The following is a 15,485-nucleotide window of genomic DNA, read 5'->3' on the forward strand; positions in this document are numbered from 1 at the left end:
ACTAAACTCTAATGAAGTACTACAAAAAACTACTGGCGATATCTATAGTTCCCCAGATTATTTTTGTAAAATGGTTTGGTAGTTATCCCGATTTAGTAGAAAAATATTATTCGGAGGGCCTTTATCCATTCATTTCTAAATTTTTAAGAATACTATTCGGTTGGATTCCTTTTTCTATTGGTGACCTTTTTTATACTTTACTAGTATTATCAGTATTTAGGTACTTTTATTTGTTTGGAAAGTCAATTAGAAAAACACCAAAACAATTCCTGCAACATTTGGGCTTATTCTTATCCATTGCCTACTTCATTTTTCATTTATTCTGGGGAATGAATTATTATCGTTTGCCCATCAATGAAAAAATGAATTTCAAAATAGAATATTCAAAAGAGGAATTAGTGGAATTCACTTTAAAAATGGTAAAGTATACCAATCTATCGCAAAACTATTTAACCAACGACACGATCACAGCGGTTCAAATACCTTATTCCACTAAGGATATTTATATTAAAACCTTAGAAAGTTATAGTAGAGCTTCAACTATTTTTCCATTTTTTGAATATCAAACACCTAGTTTAAAATCGTCATTATATTCAACTCCATTGACATATATGGGTTACGGAGGTTACTTAAACCCCTTCACCAATGAAGCACAGGTTAATGCAATTGCACCAAAACTTAGGTTACCATCAATTAGTGGTCATGAGGTTGGGCATCAAATTGGATATTCTTCTGAAAGTGCCACCAATTTCATTGGTATGTTAGTCACCTTCAGTAACAAAGATTTGTATTTCAAATATGCTTCTCTATCGCATATATTAGCTTACTGTCTCTCAGATCTAAAAAATAGAGATGAGGAAGCTTTTCAAATTATTTTTGCTCAATTAAGTCCAGGAGTGAAAAACAACTACCAAGAATTGAATGATTTCTGGGCACAATATGAAAACCCAACAGAGCCCATCTTTAAGTCCGTTTTTAATACTTTTTTAAAAGCTAATAACCAAGAAAGAGGTATCGAAAGCTACAATGCCGTGGTAGGGCTATTGGTGAATTTTGATAGCGATTTTTGGTATACCTATTTTTGGCAAGACTTGAACTTGCAGAACTAACACTGTTCTGCTACCTTTAGACAGCTAATTCAAAAAACACTTCAATGAAATTAAAATTATTTGCACTAACCCTGTTATGGTGCTGTGCTACTACATTTTCACAGGACTACTTCCCTGAAAATGATGGTGTTAAATCAAAAAATAACAATTATATGGCATTTACTAATGCCAAAATATATGTTACACCAACCCAAATTTTAGAAAAGGGTACATTACTAATTCAAAACGGCAAAGTTGTCGAAGTAGGCACTTCAATTTCTATTCCTAAAAACGCAGTGGTTGAAAATCTAGAAGGAAAATCTGTTTATCCTTCTTTCATTGATGCTTATTCTGCTTTCGGAGTAGAAAAACCAAAACGTGCTCCCGGACGTGGCCGTGCTTCACAGTATGAAGCTACTCGTGAAGGGTTTTACTGGAATGATCATATCATGCCGGAAAATGAAGCAATATCTAAATTCAAATTTGATAATAAAAAAGCTGGGGAATTACGTAAAGCGGGCTTCGGGGTTGTAAATAGCCATATTCAAGATGGCATTGCAAGAGGAACTGGTGTTCTTGTTGCCTTAAATAGTTCTGGTAGTGACGGTGATAGAATTTTGGAAGATCAATCGGCACAGTACTTTTCATTTTCTAAAAGTATCGCTAAAAGACAATCCTACCCTACATCACTAATGGGAGCGACAGCCTTATTACGTCAGTTACATTATGATCTAGATTGGTATGCAAAAGGTAATGTATCAACTAAAGATCGGTCTTTGGAAGCGCTTATAGAAAATAAAGGCTTACCTCAAATTTTTACTGCTGGCAGTAATGGTAATGTAATGCGTGCAGATAAAATTGGCGACCAATTCGGAATTCAATACGCAATTCTAGGAGGTGGTGATGAATACCAGTACATCAGTGCAGTTAAAAACACTAATGCTAAATTGATTATTCCTATCAATTTTCCAAAAGCCTATGATGTTTCAAATCCGTATTCAGCAGATTATGTAAATCTTTCTGATATGCGCCATTGGAACCTAGCTCCAACAAACCCAAAGGTCTTAGAAGATAATGGGGTTCAATTCTCTTTGACTACGCATGAGTTAAAATCGCCTTCGAATTTTAAAGCAATGTTGATGAAAGCCATAGCACATGGTCTTTCAAAAACTAAAGCACTTGAAGCTCTGACAACTGTGCCCGCAAGTATCCTAGGAAAATCTGGTATGATAGGAACATTACAATCAGGTAGACAGGCCAACTTTCTAATCACATCTGGGGATATTTTTGATAAAAGCACAACACTCTACGAAAATTGGGTTCAAGGCACTAAAAACGTTATTAATAATAAAAATCAAAAAGACATCAGAGGTAACTATGATTTGACCGCAGGCGGTCAGTCTTATAAAATGTCCATAACTGGAGAAATTAGCAAACCCAAGGTTGAAATCAAAAAAGATACGACTAAGCTAAAATCTAAAATTGATTATGCTACTGATTGGTTGAACTTTTCTATCACTTCTGAAGATGGAAAAATTTATAGAATGACAAGTTTGGTCTCAAAAAACTCTGATAACCTTAATGGAAAACTGATTCTTCCTTCTGGTAAAGAAAGTTCGTTTACGGCAAATAAAACTAGCTCTTTTGAAGCTGCGGAAAAGAAGAAAACTAAAGAAAAAGGAGCCCCAGAATTGGTAACGATGACTTACCCAAATATTGGTTACGGTAATGTCTCCAAACCAAAGCAAGAAACTCTAATTTTTAAAAATGCAACTGTTTGGACAGGGGAAACCATATTAGAAAATACTGATGTATTAGTTAAAAACGGTAAAATTAGTAAAGTAGGTAAAGACCTAAGCGGTGGCAGTGCAAAAGAAATTGATGCCACAGGCAAACATTTAACTGCTGGTGTTATTGATGAACATTCACATATTGGAGCATTAGCTATTAATGAAGCAGGACATAATTCTACCGCTGAAGTTAAAATGGAAGATGTAGTTGATCCGCGAGATATTGATTTATACAGAAATCTTGCCGGAGGAGTTACAACCATTCAATTGCTACACGGCTCTGCAAATCCTATTGGTGGGCGTTCAGCAGTATTACGTTTGAAATGGGGTGAAGGCGTAGACGGGCTTTTATTTCCTAATATGCCTAAATTTATAAAGTTTGCCTTAGGTGAAAATGTAAAACAATCAAATTGGCAAAGCTTTTCACGTTTTCCTCAAACCAGAATGGGTGTTGAACAAGTATTCATCAATTACTTTCAAAGAGCTAAGGAATATGATAGTAATAAGAAGTCTGGTAAAGCCTATCGCTATGATGAAGAAATGGAAACCTTGGCTGAAATTTTAAATGGTGAAAGGTATATAAGTTGTCACTCTTATGTACAAAGTGAAATTAATATGCTAATGAAAGTTGCTGATCAGTTCAACTTTAAAATCAACACCTTTACTCATATCTTGGAAGGTTACAAAGTAGCCGATAAAATGGCTGAACACGGTGTTGGTGGTTCTACTTTTAGCGACTGGTGGGCATACAAATACGAGGTTAAAGATGCTATTCCGCATAATGCTGCAATAATGGCAAGTCAAGGAGTTACCGTTGCTATTAACAGTGACGATGCCGAAATGTCTCGTAGATTAAATCAAGAGGCAGGAAAAACCATTAAATATGGCGGAGTTTCAGAAATAGAGGCATGGAAAATGGTCACTTTAAACCCTGCAAAATTACTTCATATTGATGATAAGGTTGGCACTATTGAGGTCGGTAAAGATGCTGATTTGGTACTTTGGTCTGATTATCCAATGTCAGTATATGCTAAGGCAGAAAAAACAATCATTGAAGGAGCGGTATATTTTGATTTAGAAAAAGATAAAGTACAGCGAGAAACCATTCAGAAAGAGCGCAATAAACTGATAACATTGATGCTTAAAGAAAAAGATGGTGGTGCAAAAATGCAAGGGCCAAGACAAAACAAAAAAGCACGATTTGAGTGTGACACCCTTTAAACTAATTAAAAATGAAAAAATTAAATATAGTATTAGCAATTTTATGGGGTTTTGCACTAATAGGGCAACAAACTCCCGCGGATAAACAATCTGAGCCAATAACCATTGAAGGTGCCGTTGCACATTTAGGAAATGGAAAAGTTATTGAAAACTCACTTATCATGTTTGTGGACGGTAAAATCACTTTCGTTGGTGATGCAAAAATGAAGATTGCCCGAATTGGCAAGGTGATTAATGCTAAAGGAAAGCACGTGTACCCTGGCTTTATAGCACCTGGAAAATCTCTGGGTTTAGTAGAAGTAAATGCAGTGCGCGCCAGTGATGATCAAGATGAAATTGGCGACATCATACCACATATTCGCAGTTTAATTGCTTACAATGCAGAATCACAAGTAGTGGAGAGTATGCGACCTAATGGGGTTTTACTAAGTCAAATTACTCCCCAAGGTGGTCGCATTTCAGGCACTTCATCCATTGTTCAATTTGATGCTTGGAACTGGGAAGACGCCGCTGTAAAAGTTGACGATGGTATTCATTTAAACTGGCCAAATACCTTTAGAAGAGGTCGCTGGTGGATGGGTGAACCGAGAGGGTATCAACCCAATAAAAACTACCAAAAAGATGTTGATGAGGTCAAAAGTTTTATGGGTAATTCTGTTGCATATGGTAAAACTATTGCCAAAGAAAGCAATCAACCATTTGAAGCAATGCAAGGACTTTTTGATGGTACACAAAAATTATATATTTATGCCCACGGTCAAAGGGAAATAATGGATGCCGTAACCTCTGCCAAAGATGCTGGAGTTAAACATGTTGTCTTAGTTGGTGGATATCATGCTCATAAAGTAACTGATTTTTTAAAAGAAAATGATATACCAGTATTGGTGAGATTTACTCACACACTGCCCTTCTTTGAAGATGATGACTATGATTTCACTTTTAAACTTCCAAAAATACTAGTTGATGCTGGTTTGTTAGTAGGTCTTCAGAATTCTGATGCATCCAACTTTCAGACTAGAAACCTGCCTTTTTATGCTGGCCAAGTGGTGGCGCAAGGTTTAGATAGGGAAACTGCCTTACAACTAATTTCTAGTAATAATGCTAAAATATTAGGTATTGATGCCAATTATGGCTCATTAGAAGTTGGTAAGAGTGCTACACTTTTTATATCCGAAGGTGATGCTTTAGACATGCGCACCAATCAATTGAGCAAAGCTTATATTGATGGACGTGATTTATCTTTAGAAACACACCAAACTGAGCTTTGGAAAAGGTATATGGGTAAGTTTGAAGGAAAGTAAAATTTGAAGAAACAAAAACATCGAATAGCTACTATCCCAGTAGCTATTCGAAACGTTTAAATTAAAAATTAGTTATTTTCATTTCAATGAAAATTAAATTCCTTTAAATTTACTTTTGAGGTTTTTGCCAATACATCGCCTTTTCTGGTTTAGCATAAAATTCATCTGAAAGTCTGACCTCAGTCGCTGAAATATTTTCAAAGTCCACTGTATTACGAGCCTCTTGAATCTCACGCCCTTCATAATTATGCCATGTAATTGATTTGGGTAAAACCAAGTTATTTACTGCTGCCCAATTATCATATCGAATCCATTTTACATTATCAGATTTTTCGCCACTTCTATATGTTACCGTATAACCTAACCATGACATTTGATGGGTTTCAGCATCAAAATGAATAAAATATTCATCCTTTGGTGTAGTTCCAACGCCATTGTTGTAACTGATACTTATTCCTGGATAATTGACACCTTCAAAAACCAAATCTTCAGTCTCACCATAAACAATACCATCATCAGCCCATACAAAAGGCATGGCATAAAAGTAAAACATCAGATTATGGTAAAACTCTACATTGCCTTTATAATTTTTATTAGAATCAAGTAACCAGGGCTTTCCATCAAAACCCATTGAAAATTGTTCGGTATCAATTCGGTCATTCCTATTCCATAAATCGGTCGTATGTGTCTCAGGGTTACTTTCTTTAGTTATGGTATATATTAGGGTGCGCTGTTTTTTCCAAACATCAAGTCCTCCGTGAGCTTCAAATATCTGCTCTAAACTTTTTGGGTATGTTTTGACTATAGTCGCTTCTTTTGATTCTTCTTTAATAATTTCTTTAGCTTCTTTAGGAGCAGGCTTACAACAAATAATAAAGAATAAAAGATAGAATAGAGAAATATATTTCATGATTTGTTATTTGTGATTTATGTCGGAATGGCGCCTATAAAATTACTGGAATACCTACTTTTAAAGTGTGGAGGAACAAAAAACAATTACAAGTTTGCAAAACCCTTTGGTTAAGAAGGTTTTACAGCTTCAAGAAAAATCTCGAATAAGAAAAAAACTAGGCCTTTTTATTATCGAAGGGCAGAAAGAATTAGAGTTAGCCCTAAAAAGAGGAATTGAGCTTGAAACAGTATTAATTTGCGAAGACTTAAGAGATTCAGCACTACAAATCGAAAAAGTAAGTCATCAACTAATTATAATTTCTAAACTTATTTATGAAAAACTAGCCTATCGAAAAACTACAGAAGGCATTATTGCTATTGCCAAAGTAAAAACTCATGCTTTAGAGAATTTAAAATTTCAAAGAAATAATCCTTTAGTTTTGGTAGCTGAAGCTCCAGAAAAACCGGGAAATATTGGGGCCTTGTTAAGAACGGCAGATGCAGCAAATTTAGATGCGGTTTTAATCGCAAACCCAAAATCGGACATATATAATCCAAACATCATTAGATCAAGTGTGGGATGCGTATTTACGCAACAAATCGGCTTAGGTTCAACAGAAGAAATCATCAGTTTTTTAAAAGATAAAAAACTAAAAATTTATTGTGCTGCGCTAAGTGCATCTGATAATTACATAAATATTGATTATACCCAAGCAACTGCAATCGTGGTAGGTACAGAATCAACAGGCTTAAGTGATACATGGTTAGAAAATGCCGACAAAAATATCATCATTCCCATGCAAGGTGAGATTGACTCAATGAATGTTTCTGTATCAGCAGCAATACTTATATTTGAAGCTAAACGCCAACGCGGATTTTGAATTATATGAGCAGTAGTTCCCTTTTTTATAGCATCATTTCCATATTGATTATTCAATTTTTAATTGATTTTTTGCTTGATTATTTAAATGCCATGCGCTTTAAAGAAAGTGTTCCTATGGAATTAAGTGATATTTTTGATGAAGCCGATTATGATAAATCTCAAGACTATAAAACCACCAATTACCGCTTTGGAATTTTGAATGATATCTTTTCGTTAACCTTAACCCTTGGATTTTTGTTCTTCGGTGGCTTTGAGTGGCTAGACAATTTTGTTCGCGAGTTTACCGAAAATAATATTGTTATGGCATTGTTGTTTTTTGGGGTACTAGTTTTTGGAAGCAGTATTATCTCTTTACCATTTTCATTTTATCAAACTTTTATTATTGAAGAAAAATTTGGTTTCAACAAAACAACCAAAAAGCTTTTCTTTCTTGACATGTTCAAAGGCTGGTTGATGACCGCTATTTTAGGTGGTGGGGTTTTAGCACTGGTTATTTGGATTTTGCAATGGTCAGGACCTAATTTCTGGCTATATGCATGGGGTGTTGTAATCTTTCTAATGCTTTTCATGAACCTCTTTTACAGCAAGTTAATTGTGCCACTATTTAATAAACAAACACCTTTAGAAGCTGGTAACCTTAAGAACGCGATAGAGAGTTATGCTAAAAAAGTAGGTTTTGAACTCAAAAATGTTTTTGTTATTGACGGCTCAAAACGTTCAACAAAAGCCAATGCATATTTTTCAGGTTTCGGTAAACAAAAACGAGTTACACTTTTTGATACTCTTATTAATGATTTAGATGAAAAAGAAATCATTGCTGTTTTAGCGCATGAGGTTGGCCATTATAAACGAAAGCATATCATTTTTAATTTGACAGCTTCAATTTTACTGACTGGGTTAACATTATTTGTTTTGTCCATTTTCGTAAACAATCCAGATTTATCATTAGCTATTGGTGTTAAGCAACCTAGTTTTCATGCAGCATTAATCGGTTTTATGTTATTGTATAGTCCAATTTCTGCAATTACAGGGTTGGCAATGAATTTCCTCTCAAGAAAGTTTGAATTTCAAGCCGATGATTATGCTAAAGAAACCTATGAGGCGGCACCACTTATTACTTCATTAAAAAAGCTATCGAAAAACAATTTGAGCAACTTGACTCCACACCCCGCGTACGTATTCATGCATTACTCTCATCCTCCGCTAGTAGAACGTATCCGTAATTTAAAGGCATAATTTTTGTTGTTTACCTCTTAAGTTTACGCTATTTTTAATCCTATATGACGGAGGCTGCCATTGCACAAGAGAATAAAGAAATTGCGAAGCAATACAAAGAATTGCTTCGAATCAGCTATCAAACGCTCAGTGCTTCGGATAAAAAATTGATACGTTCTGCTTTTGATGTCGCTGTTGATGCTCATAAAGAACAACGACGAAAATCTGGTGAAGCGTATATTTTTCACCCGATTGCTGTTGCCAAAATCGTAGCTTCAGAAATAGGTCTTGATGCAGTTTCTATTGCCTCTGCCCTGCTCCATGATGTGGTTGAAGACACGCCATACACCCTTGATGATATTGAACGCATATTTGGTGAAACGGTAGCTCGTATTGTAGATGGACTTACTAAAATTTCGCACCTAAAAAAAGATAAAAATATAAGTCAACAAGCGGAAAACTTTAGAAAGATGCTCTTGACTTTAAATGATGACGTACGCGTTATCATTATAAAAATCGCGGACCGTTATCACAATATGCTTACAATGGATTCTATGCCGGAGCATAAACAAGTTAAAATAGCATCAGAAACTCTATATATTTATGCTCCACTAGCACATCGTATCGGCCTTTACAATATTAAAACTCAATTAGAAGATTTAAGTTTAAAATATACAGAGCCAGAGGTTTACGCTGATATTTTTAATAAAATAGAAGACACCGAAGAGGAGCAAAAAGCGTATATTAAATCCTTTACTAAAGTCATCCGAGACTCTTTAGATACTGAAAACCTCAGTTATGATATTAAAGGTCGAATGAAATCAATTTTTTCTATTCGTAGAAAAATGATTACTCAAAGCGTTGCGTTTGATGAGATATATGACAAATTCGCCATTAGAATCATCTACAAGGCTGACAGAAAAAATGAAAAATTTGTCGCTTGGAAAATTTATTCCATTGTTACCGACCATTTTACACCAAATCCTGTGCGCCTTCGAGATTGGATTACTTCTCCCAAATCTACTGGTTATGAAGCCTTACATATAACTGTTATGGGTCCGGAAGGTAAATGGGTTGAAGTTCAGATTAGGAGTGAACGAATGCATGAAATTGCTGAGAAAGGATACGCCGCTCATTTTAAATACAAACACGGTGAACAAAAAGAACAAGGAATTGAAATATGGCTAAATAGATTGCAAGAGGCTTTAGAAAATGCTAATACTAATGCCGTTGATTTTGTAGAAGAGTTTAAACTCAGTTTATACTCAAAGGAAATTTTTGTCTTTACTCCAAAAGGAGAATTAAAGTCATTACCTAAAGGGGCAACGCCCCTTGATTTTGCTTTTCATATTCACACACAAGTTGGTATGAATACTAGAGGGGCAAAAGTAAATGGAAAACTAGTACCCTTGAATACAGTTTTACATAGTGGAGACCAAGTAGAGATTATGACTTCTGAAAGCGCTAAGCCTAATCAGAATTGGTTAGACTATGCAAGCACTGCAAGAGCTCGAGCAAAAATCAAATCATCTTTGCGAGAAGAAAAACGAGAGGTTGCAGATGAAGGCAAAGAAATCTTGCGCAGAAAATTAAAATCTCAAAAAATAAGTTTAAATGAAGATGTGGTCAATAAAATGGTCATATACTTTAAATTAAAAACTAGTCTTGACTTGTTTTTTAGAATTGGTAATGGGGTTATTGATAATCAAAAAATAAAAGAATTCGCCTCATCATACAATAATGCCTTTCTCAATTTTTTCAAAAATAAAATTAGACGCACTCCAACACCTGAAGACATAAATAAGGATGAGATAACCAGCAATTATGACATGTTGGTATTTGGTAATGAAGAAGAGAAATTACCTTATAAATTATCGCAATGTTGTAGTCCAATACCAGGTGATGAAGTTTTCGGTTTTGTTAGTGTGAATGATGGTATAAAAGTTCATACAAAAAATTGCCCTAATGCTATTTCATTGCAGTCTAATTATGCGTATCGTATTATGAGTGCTAAATGGATTGATTCAACCCAAGAAGATTTTACAGCCGATATTCAACTAACCGGTATTGACAATCTTGGTTTAATCAATGAAATTACAAACGTGATTTCAGACAACATGCATGTCAACATGCGTAATCTAAATTTTAGCACAAACGGTGGTACTTTTACAGGTAAAATAACTGTCGTTGTAAAAAATAATGCGATTTTGAAGAAATTAACTGCAAATTTAAAACAGATAGGTGGTATCGATAAAATCAGCAGAATTTAATTTTTAGCTGTACATTTGCAAGATAGTAAAGTCACTATGGGCAACGTTAAAAATCAGGAAATTGTTAAAAATGTTTTCACCAGTTTTTTAGAAGAAAACGGACATAGAAAAACACCTGAACGTTATGCCATTTTACAAGAGATTTATGAAAGTGATGACCATTTTGATGTAGAGTCTTTATACATTAAAATGAAAACGAAGAATTATCGCGTAAGTCGCGCTACGCTGTACAATACCATAGAATTATTATTAGATTGTAAATTGGTCAGAAAGCATCAATTTGGTAAAAATCAAGCTCAATATGAGAAGTCTTACTTTGATAGGCAGCATGATCATGTTATCTTAACTGATACTGGTGAAGTCGTTGAGTTTTGTGACCCAAGAATTCAATCTATTAAAAAAACAATTGAAGAGGTTTTTGACATTAAAATTAATAACCATTCATTATACTTCTACGGAACAAGAAACAAAGAAGAAAACCTAACCGAATAACCAAAAAACTTCATGGTAGATTTATTGCTTGGACTCCAATGGGGAGACGAAGGAAAAGGAAAAATAGTTGATGTTCTTACCACGGATTACGATATTATCGCGAGATTTCAAGGAGGACCAAATGCCGGACATACTTTAGAGTTTGATGGTATCAAACATGTATTACACACTATACCTTCAGGTATTTTTCATAAAAATGCATTGAATGTTGTGGGTAATGGAGTTGTAATAGACCCTGTTATATTCAAAAAAGAGCTTGACAATCTTAAGAAGTTTGATATTGATATTGTTTCAAAACTTTTTATTTCAAGAAAAGCGCACTTAATTCTTCCAACGCATCGTTTACTTGATGCTGCGTCAGAGGCTTCCAAAGGGAAAGCCAAAATTGGTTCAACACTAAAAGGGATTGGACCTACCTACATGGATAAAACCGGACGTAATGGTATGCGTGTTGGCGATTTGGAATTTGAAAATTGGGAAGAAAAATATAGAACCTTAGCTGATAAGCACGAAGCAATGATAGGTTTTTACAACGTAGATATTCAGTATGATTTAAAGGAACTTGAAGCTGAATTTTTAGAAGGAATAAAGGAGCTAAGAAAATTAAAATTCATCGACAGTGAAGAATTTATTTTCTCGGCGATGAATGAAGGAAAGAAAATTTTAGCTGAAGGAGCTCAAGGTTCACTTTTAGATATTGATTTTGGTACTTATCCTTTTGTTACTTCATCTAACACTACTGCCGCTGGGGCCTGCACAGGTCTTGGTGTTGCTCCAAATAAAATAGGTCGTGTATTAGGTATTTTTAAGGCTTATACTACACGTGTTGGTAGCGGCCCTTTTCCTACAGAATTGTTTGATGAAGATGGTGAAACCATGGGGCGTGTTGGTAATGAGTTTGGTGCCACCACTGGTCGTCCAAGACGTTGTGGTTGGCTTGATTTGGTAGCTTTAAAATATGCTGTTCAAATCAATGGTGTAACAGAATTGATGATGATGAAAGGCGATGTATTAAGCGGTTTTAAAAAGTTAAAGGTTTGCACCGGTTATAAATATAAAGGAGAAACGATTTCTCATTTACCGTATAATATAGAAGCAGAAAATATAACTCCGATTTATAAAGAAATGAAAGGATGGGATAAGGATTTAACCAAACTAACTTCAGAATCTGAATTTCCAGAGACTTTGAACGAGTATATTAATTTTCTTGAAAAAGAACTGAATGTACCTATTAAAATAGTTTCGGTAGGGCCAGATAGAACGCAAACTATTCATCGATAAGTTTCCCAAACCTTTCTAAATCAAACTAACAAGTTGCATCAAAAATCATACTTTTGAGCAAAACTCGGCGATTTGAAAAGAATATTATTTTTCGTCTTTATTTCAACTATTTTGGTTGTTCACGCACAAGAGGAAACCAAAGAGGGCAAACAAATCAATATTGTATATGGAGCTAATTTTACTAAAGATGAGGCTTCAGCACCTGGCGCTTCCATTTTTAGCAAAGACAACGACCGTCAAGTTCAATTTGAGCATCAAGGAGCCGATTTATGGTGTGATATTGCCATCTTTTATTCCGCCGAAAATAAATTAAGAGCTATTGGGAATGTCCGTTTGCAACAGGGAGATTCCATCGAGATGAATAGTGGCAAATTAGACTATGATGGTAATACCAAAATTGCAAGAGCTTGGCAAAACGTTGATTTAACCGATGGTCAAATGATTTTGACCACAGATACCCTTTATTTCAATAGAGAAAAACAAGAATCATTTTATAAATCTGGTGGTAAAGTTGTTGATTCGGCGAACACCTTAACGAGTATTATAGGGACCTATTTTATGGAACTTAAAAAGGTTCAGTTTCGTAATAATGTTCATATTGACAACCCGGAATATACAATAGATTCGGAACAACTTGATTATTATAGGGTTTCCAAAAATGCATACATGTATGGCCCTTCTACTATTATTGGCGAAGAATATACTATATACTGCGAAAGAGGATTTTACGACACAAAAATTGAACAGGGTTACGGAGTTAAAAACACAACCATTAACTATAGCAACCGAATTATAGAAGGTGACAGCGTTTATTTTGATAAAACTACTTCTTTCGCCTCGGCTACTAACAACATTAAAGTTACTGACACCATAAATGATGGTGTTATCAGGGCTCATTACGCAGAAGTATTCAAAGAAAAAGATTCTCTTTTTGCAACAAAAAGAGCTGTAGCAATTAGTCTAGTTCAGCAAGATTCACTCTATATTCATGGTGATACTTTAATGGTCACTGGCCCTCCAGAGGATAGAAGATTACGTGCATTCAGAAATGCAAAATTTTATAAGACAGATTTAAGTGGAAAATGTGATTCTATACACTCTTCGGAAAAAACAGGAATCACAAAATTAATTACTGAACCGATACTTTGGAACGTTGATAATCAAATGACTGGTGATAGTATTTACCTTATTTCAGATTTAGAAACAGAAAAATTAGATTCTTTAAAGGTGATTGAAAATGCCTTTATAATTGCTTTAGACACTATCGGTAAGGTTGGTTACAATCAAGCTAAAGGCGTAAATCTGTATGGGAAATTCATAGAGAATGAGCTAAAAATAATTGATTTAGTTAGAAATACGGAAGTCGTTTATTACCTCTATAATGATGATAATGAACTCATTGGAATTGATAAAACTATATGTAGCAAGATTCGTTTAGAGATGGCCAATAGCGATATTGAAGACATTACTTTTTTTGTAAATCCTGATGGTAATATATTTCCTGAAGAAGATTTACCAGAAGAAGGTCGTAAGTTAAAGGGGTTTATTTGGCGAGGTGACGAAAGAATCTATTCAAAAGAAGAAATCTTTGACGAAGACGATAATAATATTCAATTAGTTAAGATAAGAGGTATTGACAATCCTATTGATATTGATGCCGAAGAGCAAGAAAGAAATGGTATTCCAATATCCACTCCTCCTAAAGTTCAAAAACCAAATTCAAAAGCTATAACAAACAAAAAACCAGTACTTAAAAGAACGAATAGTAACTAATAATTTAGGAGGGTCTAAATGAAGGAAGATTTCTTCAAATATCAAGCACAAACTACACCACACCCTTTAGCATTAGAAATATCTCATGCAAAAGGAAGCTATATTTACGACATTGATGGTAACGCCCATTTGGATTTTGTTGCAGGTGTTTCAGCTTGTAGTCTTGGACACTGTCACCCAGCTGTTATAAAAGCAATCGAAGAACAACTTCAAAAATACATGCATGTAATGGTTTACGGAGAATACGTGCAAAAGCCTACTGTAGAATACACCAAGCTTTTAGCCTCTCTATTACCAGCAAAGTTAGATACTACTTATTTGGTAAATTCAGGAACAGAAGCCATCGAGGGAGCACTAAAATTAGCTCGCCGTGTGACCGGCCGTTCTCAAATAATTTCAGCTGAACATGCTTACCATGGTAGCACAATGGGTAGTTTGAGTGTAATGGGGTTTGAAGAAAGAAAAAAAGCCTTCCGTCCATTGATTCCAGATATTAGTTTCATCAATTTTAATAATGAAAATGATATTTCCAAAATAAATAAAGAAACCGCCGCGGTCATTTTAGAGACAATTCAGGGTGGTGCAGGTTTTATTACCCCCAATAATGACTACCTTCAAAAGATTCGTCAACGCTGCGATGAAGTTGGCGCCTTACTCATTCTAGATGAAATACAACCCGGTTTTGGAAGAACAGGGAAACTATTTGCTTTTGAACACTATGATATTGCGCCCGACATTTTGGTTATTGGAAAAGGGATGGCATCTGGGCTGCCTGTTGGCGCATTTATAGCTTCAAATCAAATGATGGCTTGTTTAAAAGATAAGCCAAAACTGGGCCACATTACAACCTTTGGTGGAAACCCTGTAATAGCTGCAGCATGTTTAGCCACATTAAAAGTTCTATTAAAAGAACAGCATATTAAAGAAACTCTCGAAAAAGAAAAACTATTCAGAAGTCTACTAATTCATCCATCAATTAAAAAAATTAGAGGCAAGGGTTTAATGCTAGCATTGATGTTGGAAACTACTGAAATTGTTAACTATTTAGTTTTGTCTGCGGCCAAGAAAAAACTTATTTTGTTCTGGTTATTGTTTGAACCCAAAGCCGTTCGAATATCGCCACCCTTGACTATTTCTAATGAGGAGATTAGACAAGGATGCGAGCAAATAATCAAAATTTTAAATGGATATCAATCAACAACTGTTAACTAATTTGTTGATAACATACCCAAATCAAGGACTCAAATTAGACTAGATAAAGGCTAATTTTAAGTCCATAG

11 protein-coding genes are annotated in these 15,485 nt (G+C 34.9%); 10 read left to right on the top strand and 1 reads right to left on the bottom strand.

The annotated features are described in order from the left end of the window. Positions 1-11: 11 nt before the first annotated feature. From RM520_RS13990 to RM520_RS14000, 3 genes are read left to right on the top strand one after another with little or no spacing between them, the layout of a single operon-like run. Complete coding sequence (locus tag RM520_RS13990) at positions 12-1,109, top strand: DUF3810 domain-containing protein (protein ID WP_311388414.1); 1,098 nt, start codon at positions 12-14, stop codon at positions 1,107-1,109. A 44-nt stretch (positions 1,110-1,153) separates the two neighbouring features. Beyond that, positions 1,154-4,099, top strand: a complete 2,946-nt coding sequence (locus RM520_RS13995; RefSeq protein ID WP_311388415.1) for an amidohydrolase family protein — start codon at positions 1,154-1,156, stop codon at positions 4,097-4,099. An 11-nt stretch (positions 4,100-4,110) separates the two neighbouring features. Then, positions 4,111-5,400, top strand: a complete 1,290-nt coding sequence (locus RM520_RS14000) for an amidohydrolase family protein (protein ID WP_311386185.1) — start codon at positions 4,111-4,113, stop codon at positions 5,398-5,400. 109 nt (positions 5,401-5,509) lie between these two features. On the opposite strand, the gene RM520_RS14005 is transcribed toward RM520_RS14000, so the two are convergent. Further along, positions 5,510-6,310, bottom strand: coding sequence for a DUF6503 family protein (locus tag RM520_RS14005; RefSeq protein ID WP_311388416.1), 801 nt, complete (start codon positions 6,308-6,310; stop codon positions 5,510-5,512). 67 nt (positions 6,311-6,377) lie between these two features. Here RM520_RS14005 and RM520_RS14010 point away from each other — a divergent pair, with 67 nt between their 5' ends. From RM520_RS14010 to RM520_RS14040, 7 genes are all read left to right on the top strand, one after another. Continuing rightward, entirely contained in the window at positions 6,378-7,172 is a 795-nt protein-coding gene (locus RM520_RS14010; protein ID WP_311386187.1) for a TrmH family RNA methyltransferase, read from the top strand. 5 nt (positions 7,173-7,177) lie between these two features. After that, the gene (locus tag RM520_RS14015) at positions 7,178-8,410 is read left to right on the top strand and encodes a M48 family metallopeptidase (protein WP_311388417.1); all 1,233 of its coding nucleotides are present in this window, start codon (positions 7,178-7,180) and stop codon (positions 8,408-8,410) included. A 44-nt stretch (positions 8,411-8,454) separates the two neighbouring features. After that, a complete protein-coding gene (locus tag RM520_RS14020) occupies positions 8,455-10,659 on the top strand; it encodes a RelA/SpoT family protein (protein ID WP_311388418.1) in 2,205 nt (734 codons plus the stop codon). Between the two features lie 36 nt (positions 10,660-10,695). Next, a complete protein-coding gene (locus tag RM520_RS14025) occupies positions 10,696-11,151 on the top strand; it encodes a Fur family transcriptional regulator (protein WP_311350543.1) in 456 nt (151 codons plus the stop codon). Between the two features lie 12 nt (positions 11,152-11,163). After that, positions 11,164-12,432, top strand: a complete 1,269-nt coding sequence (locus RM520_RS14030) for an adenylosuccinate synthase (RefSeq protein ID WP_311388419.1) — start codon at positions 11,164-11,166, stop codon at positions 12,430-12,432. A gap of 72 nt (positions 12,433-12,504) precedes the next feature. After that, complete coding sequence (locus tag RM520_RS14035) at positions 12,505-14,205, top strand: OstA-like protein (protein WP_311388420.1); 1,701 nt, start codon at positions 12,505-12,507, stop codon at positions 14,203-14,205. 18 nt (positions 14,206-14,223) lie between these two features. Further along, positions 14,224-15,417, top strand: coding sequence for an aspartate aminotransferase family protein (locus RM520_RS14040; RefSeq protein ID WP_311388421.1), 1,194 nt, complete (start codon positions 14,224-14,226; stop codon positions 15,415-15,417). Positions 15,418-15,485 lie beyond the last annotated feature (68 nt).

It is taken from the genome of Croceitalea vernalis (assembly GCF_031846405.1).
In the GTDB taxonomy this organism is placed as follows: domain Bacteria; phylum Bacteroidota; class Bacteroidia; order Flavobacteriales; family Flavobacteriaceae; genus Croceitalea; species Croceitalea vernalis.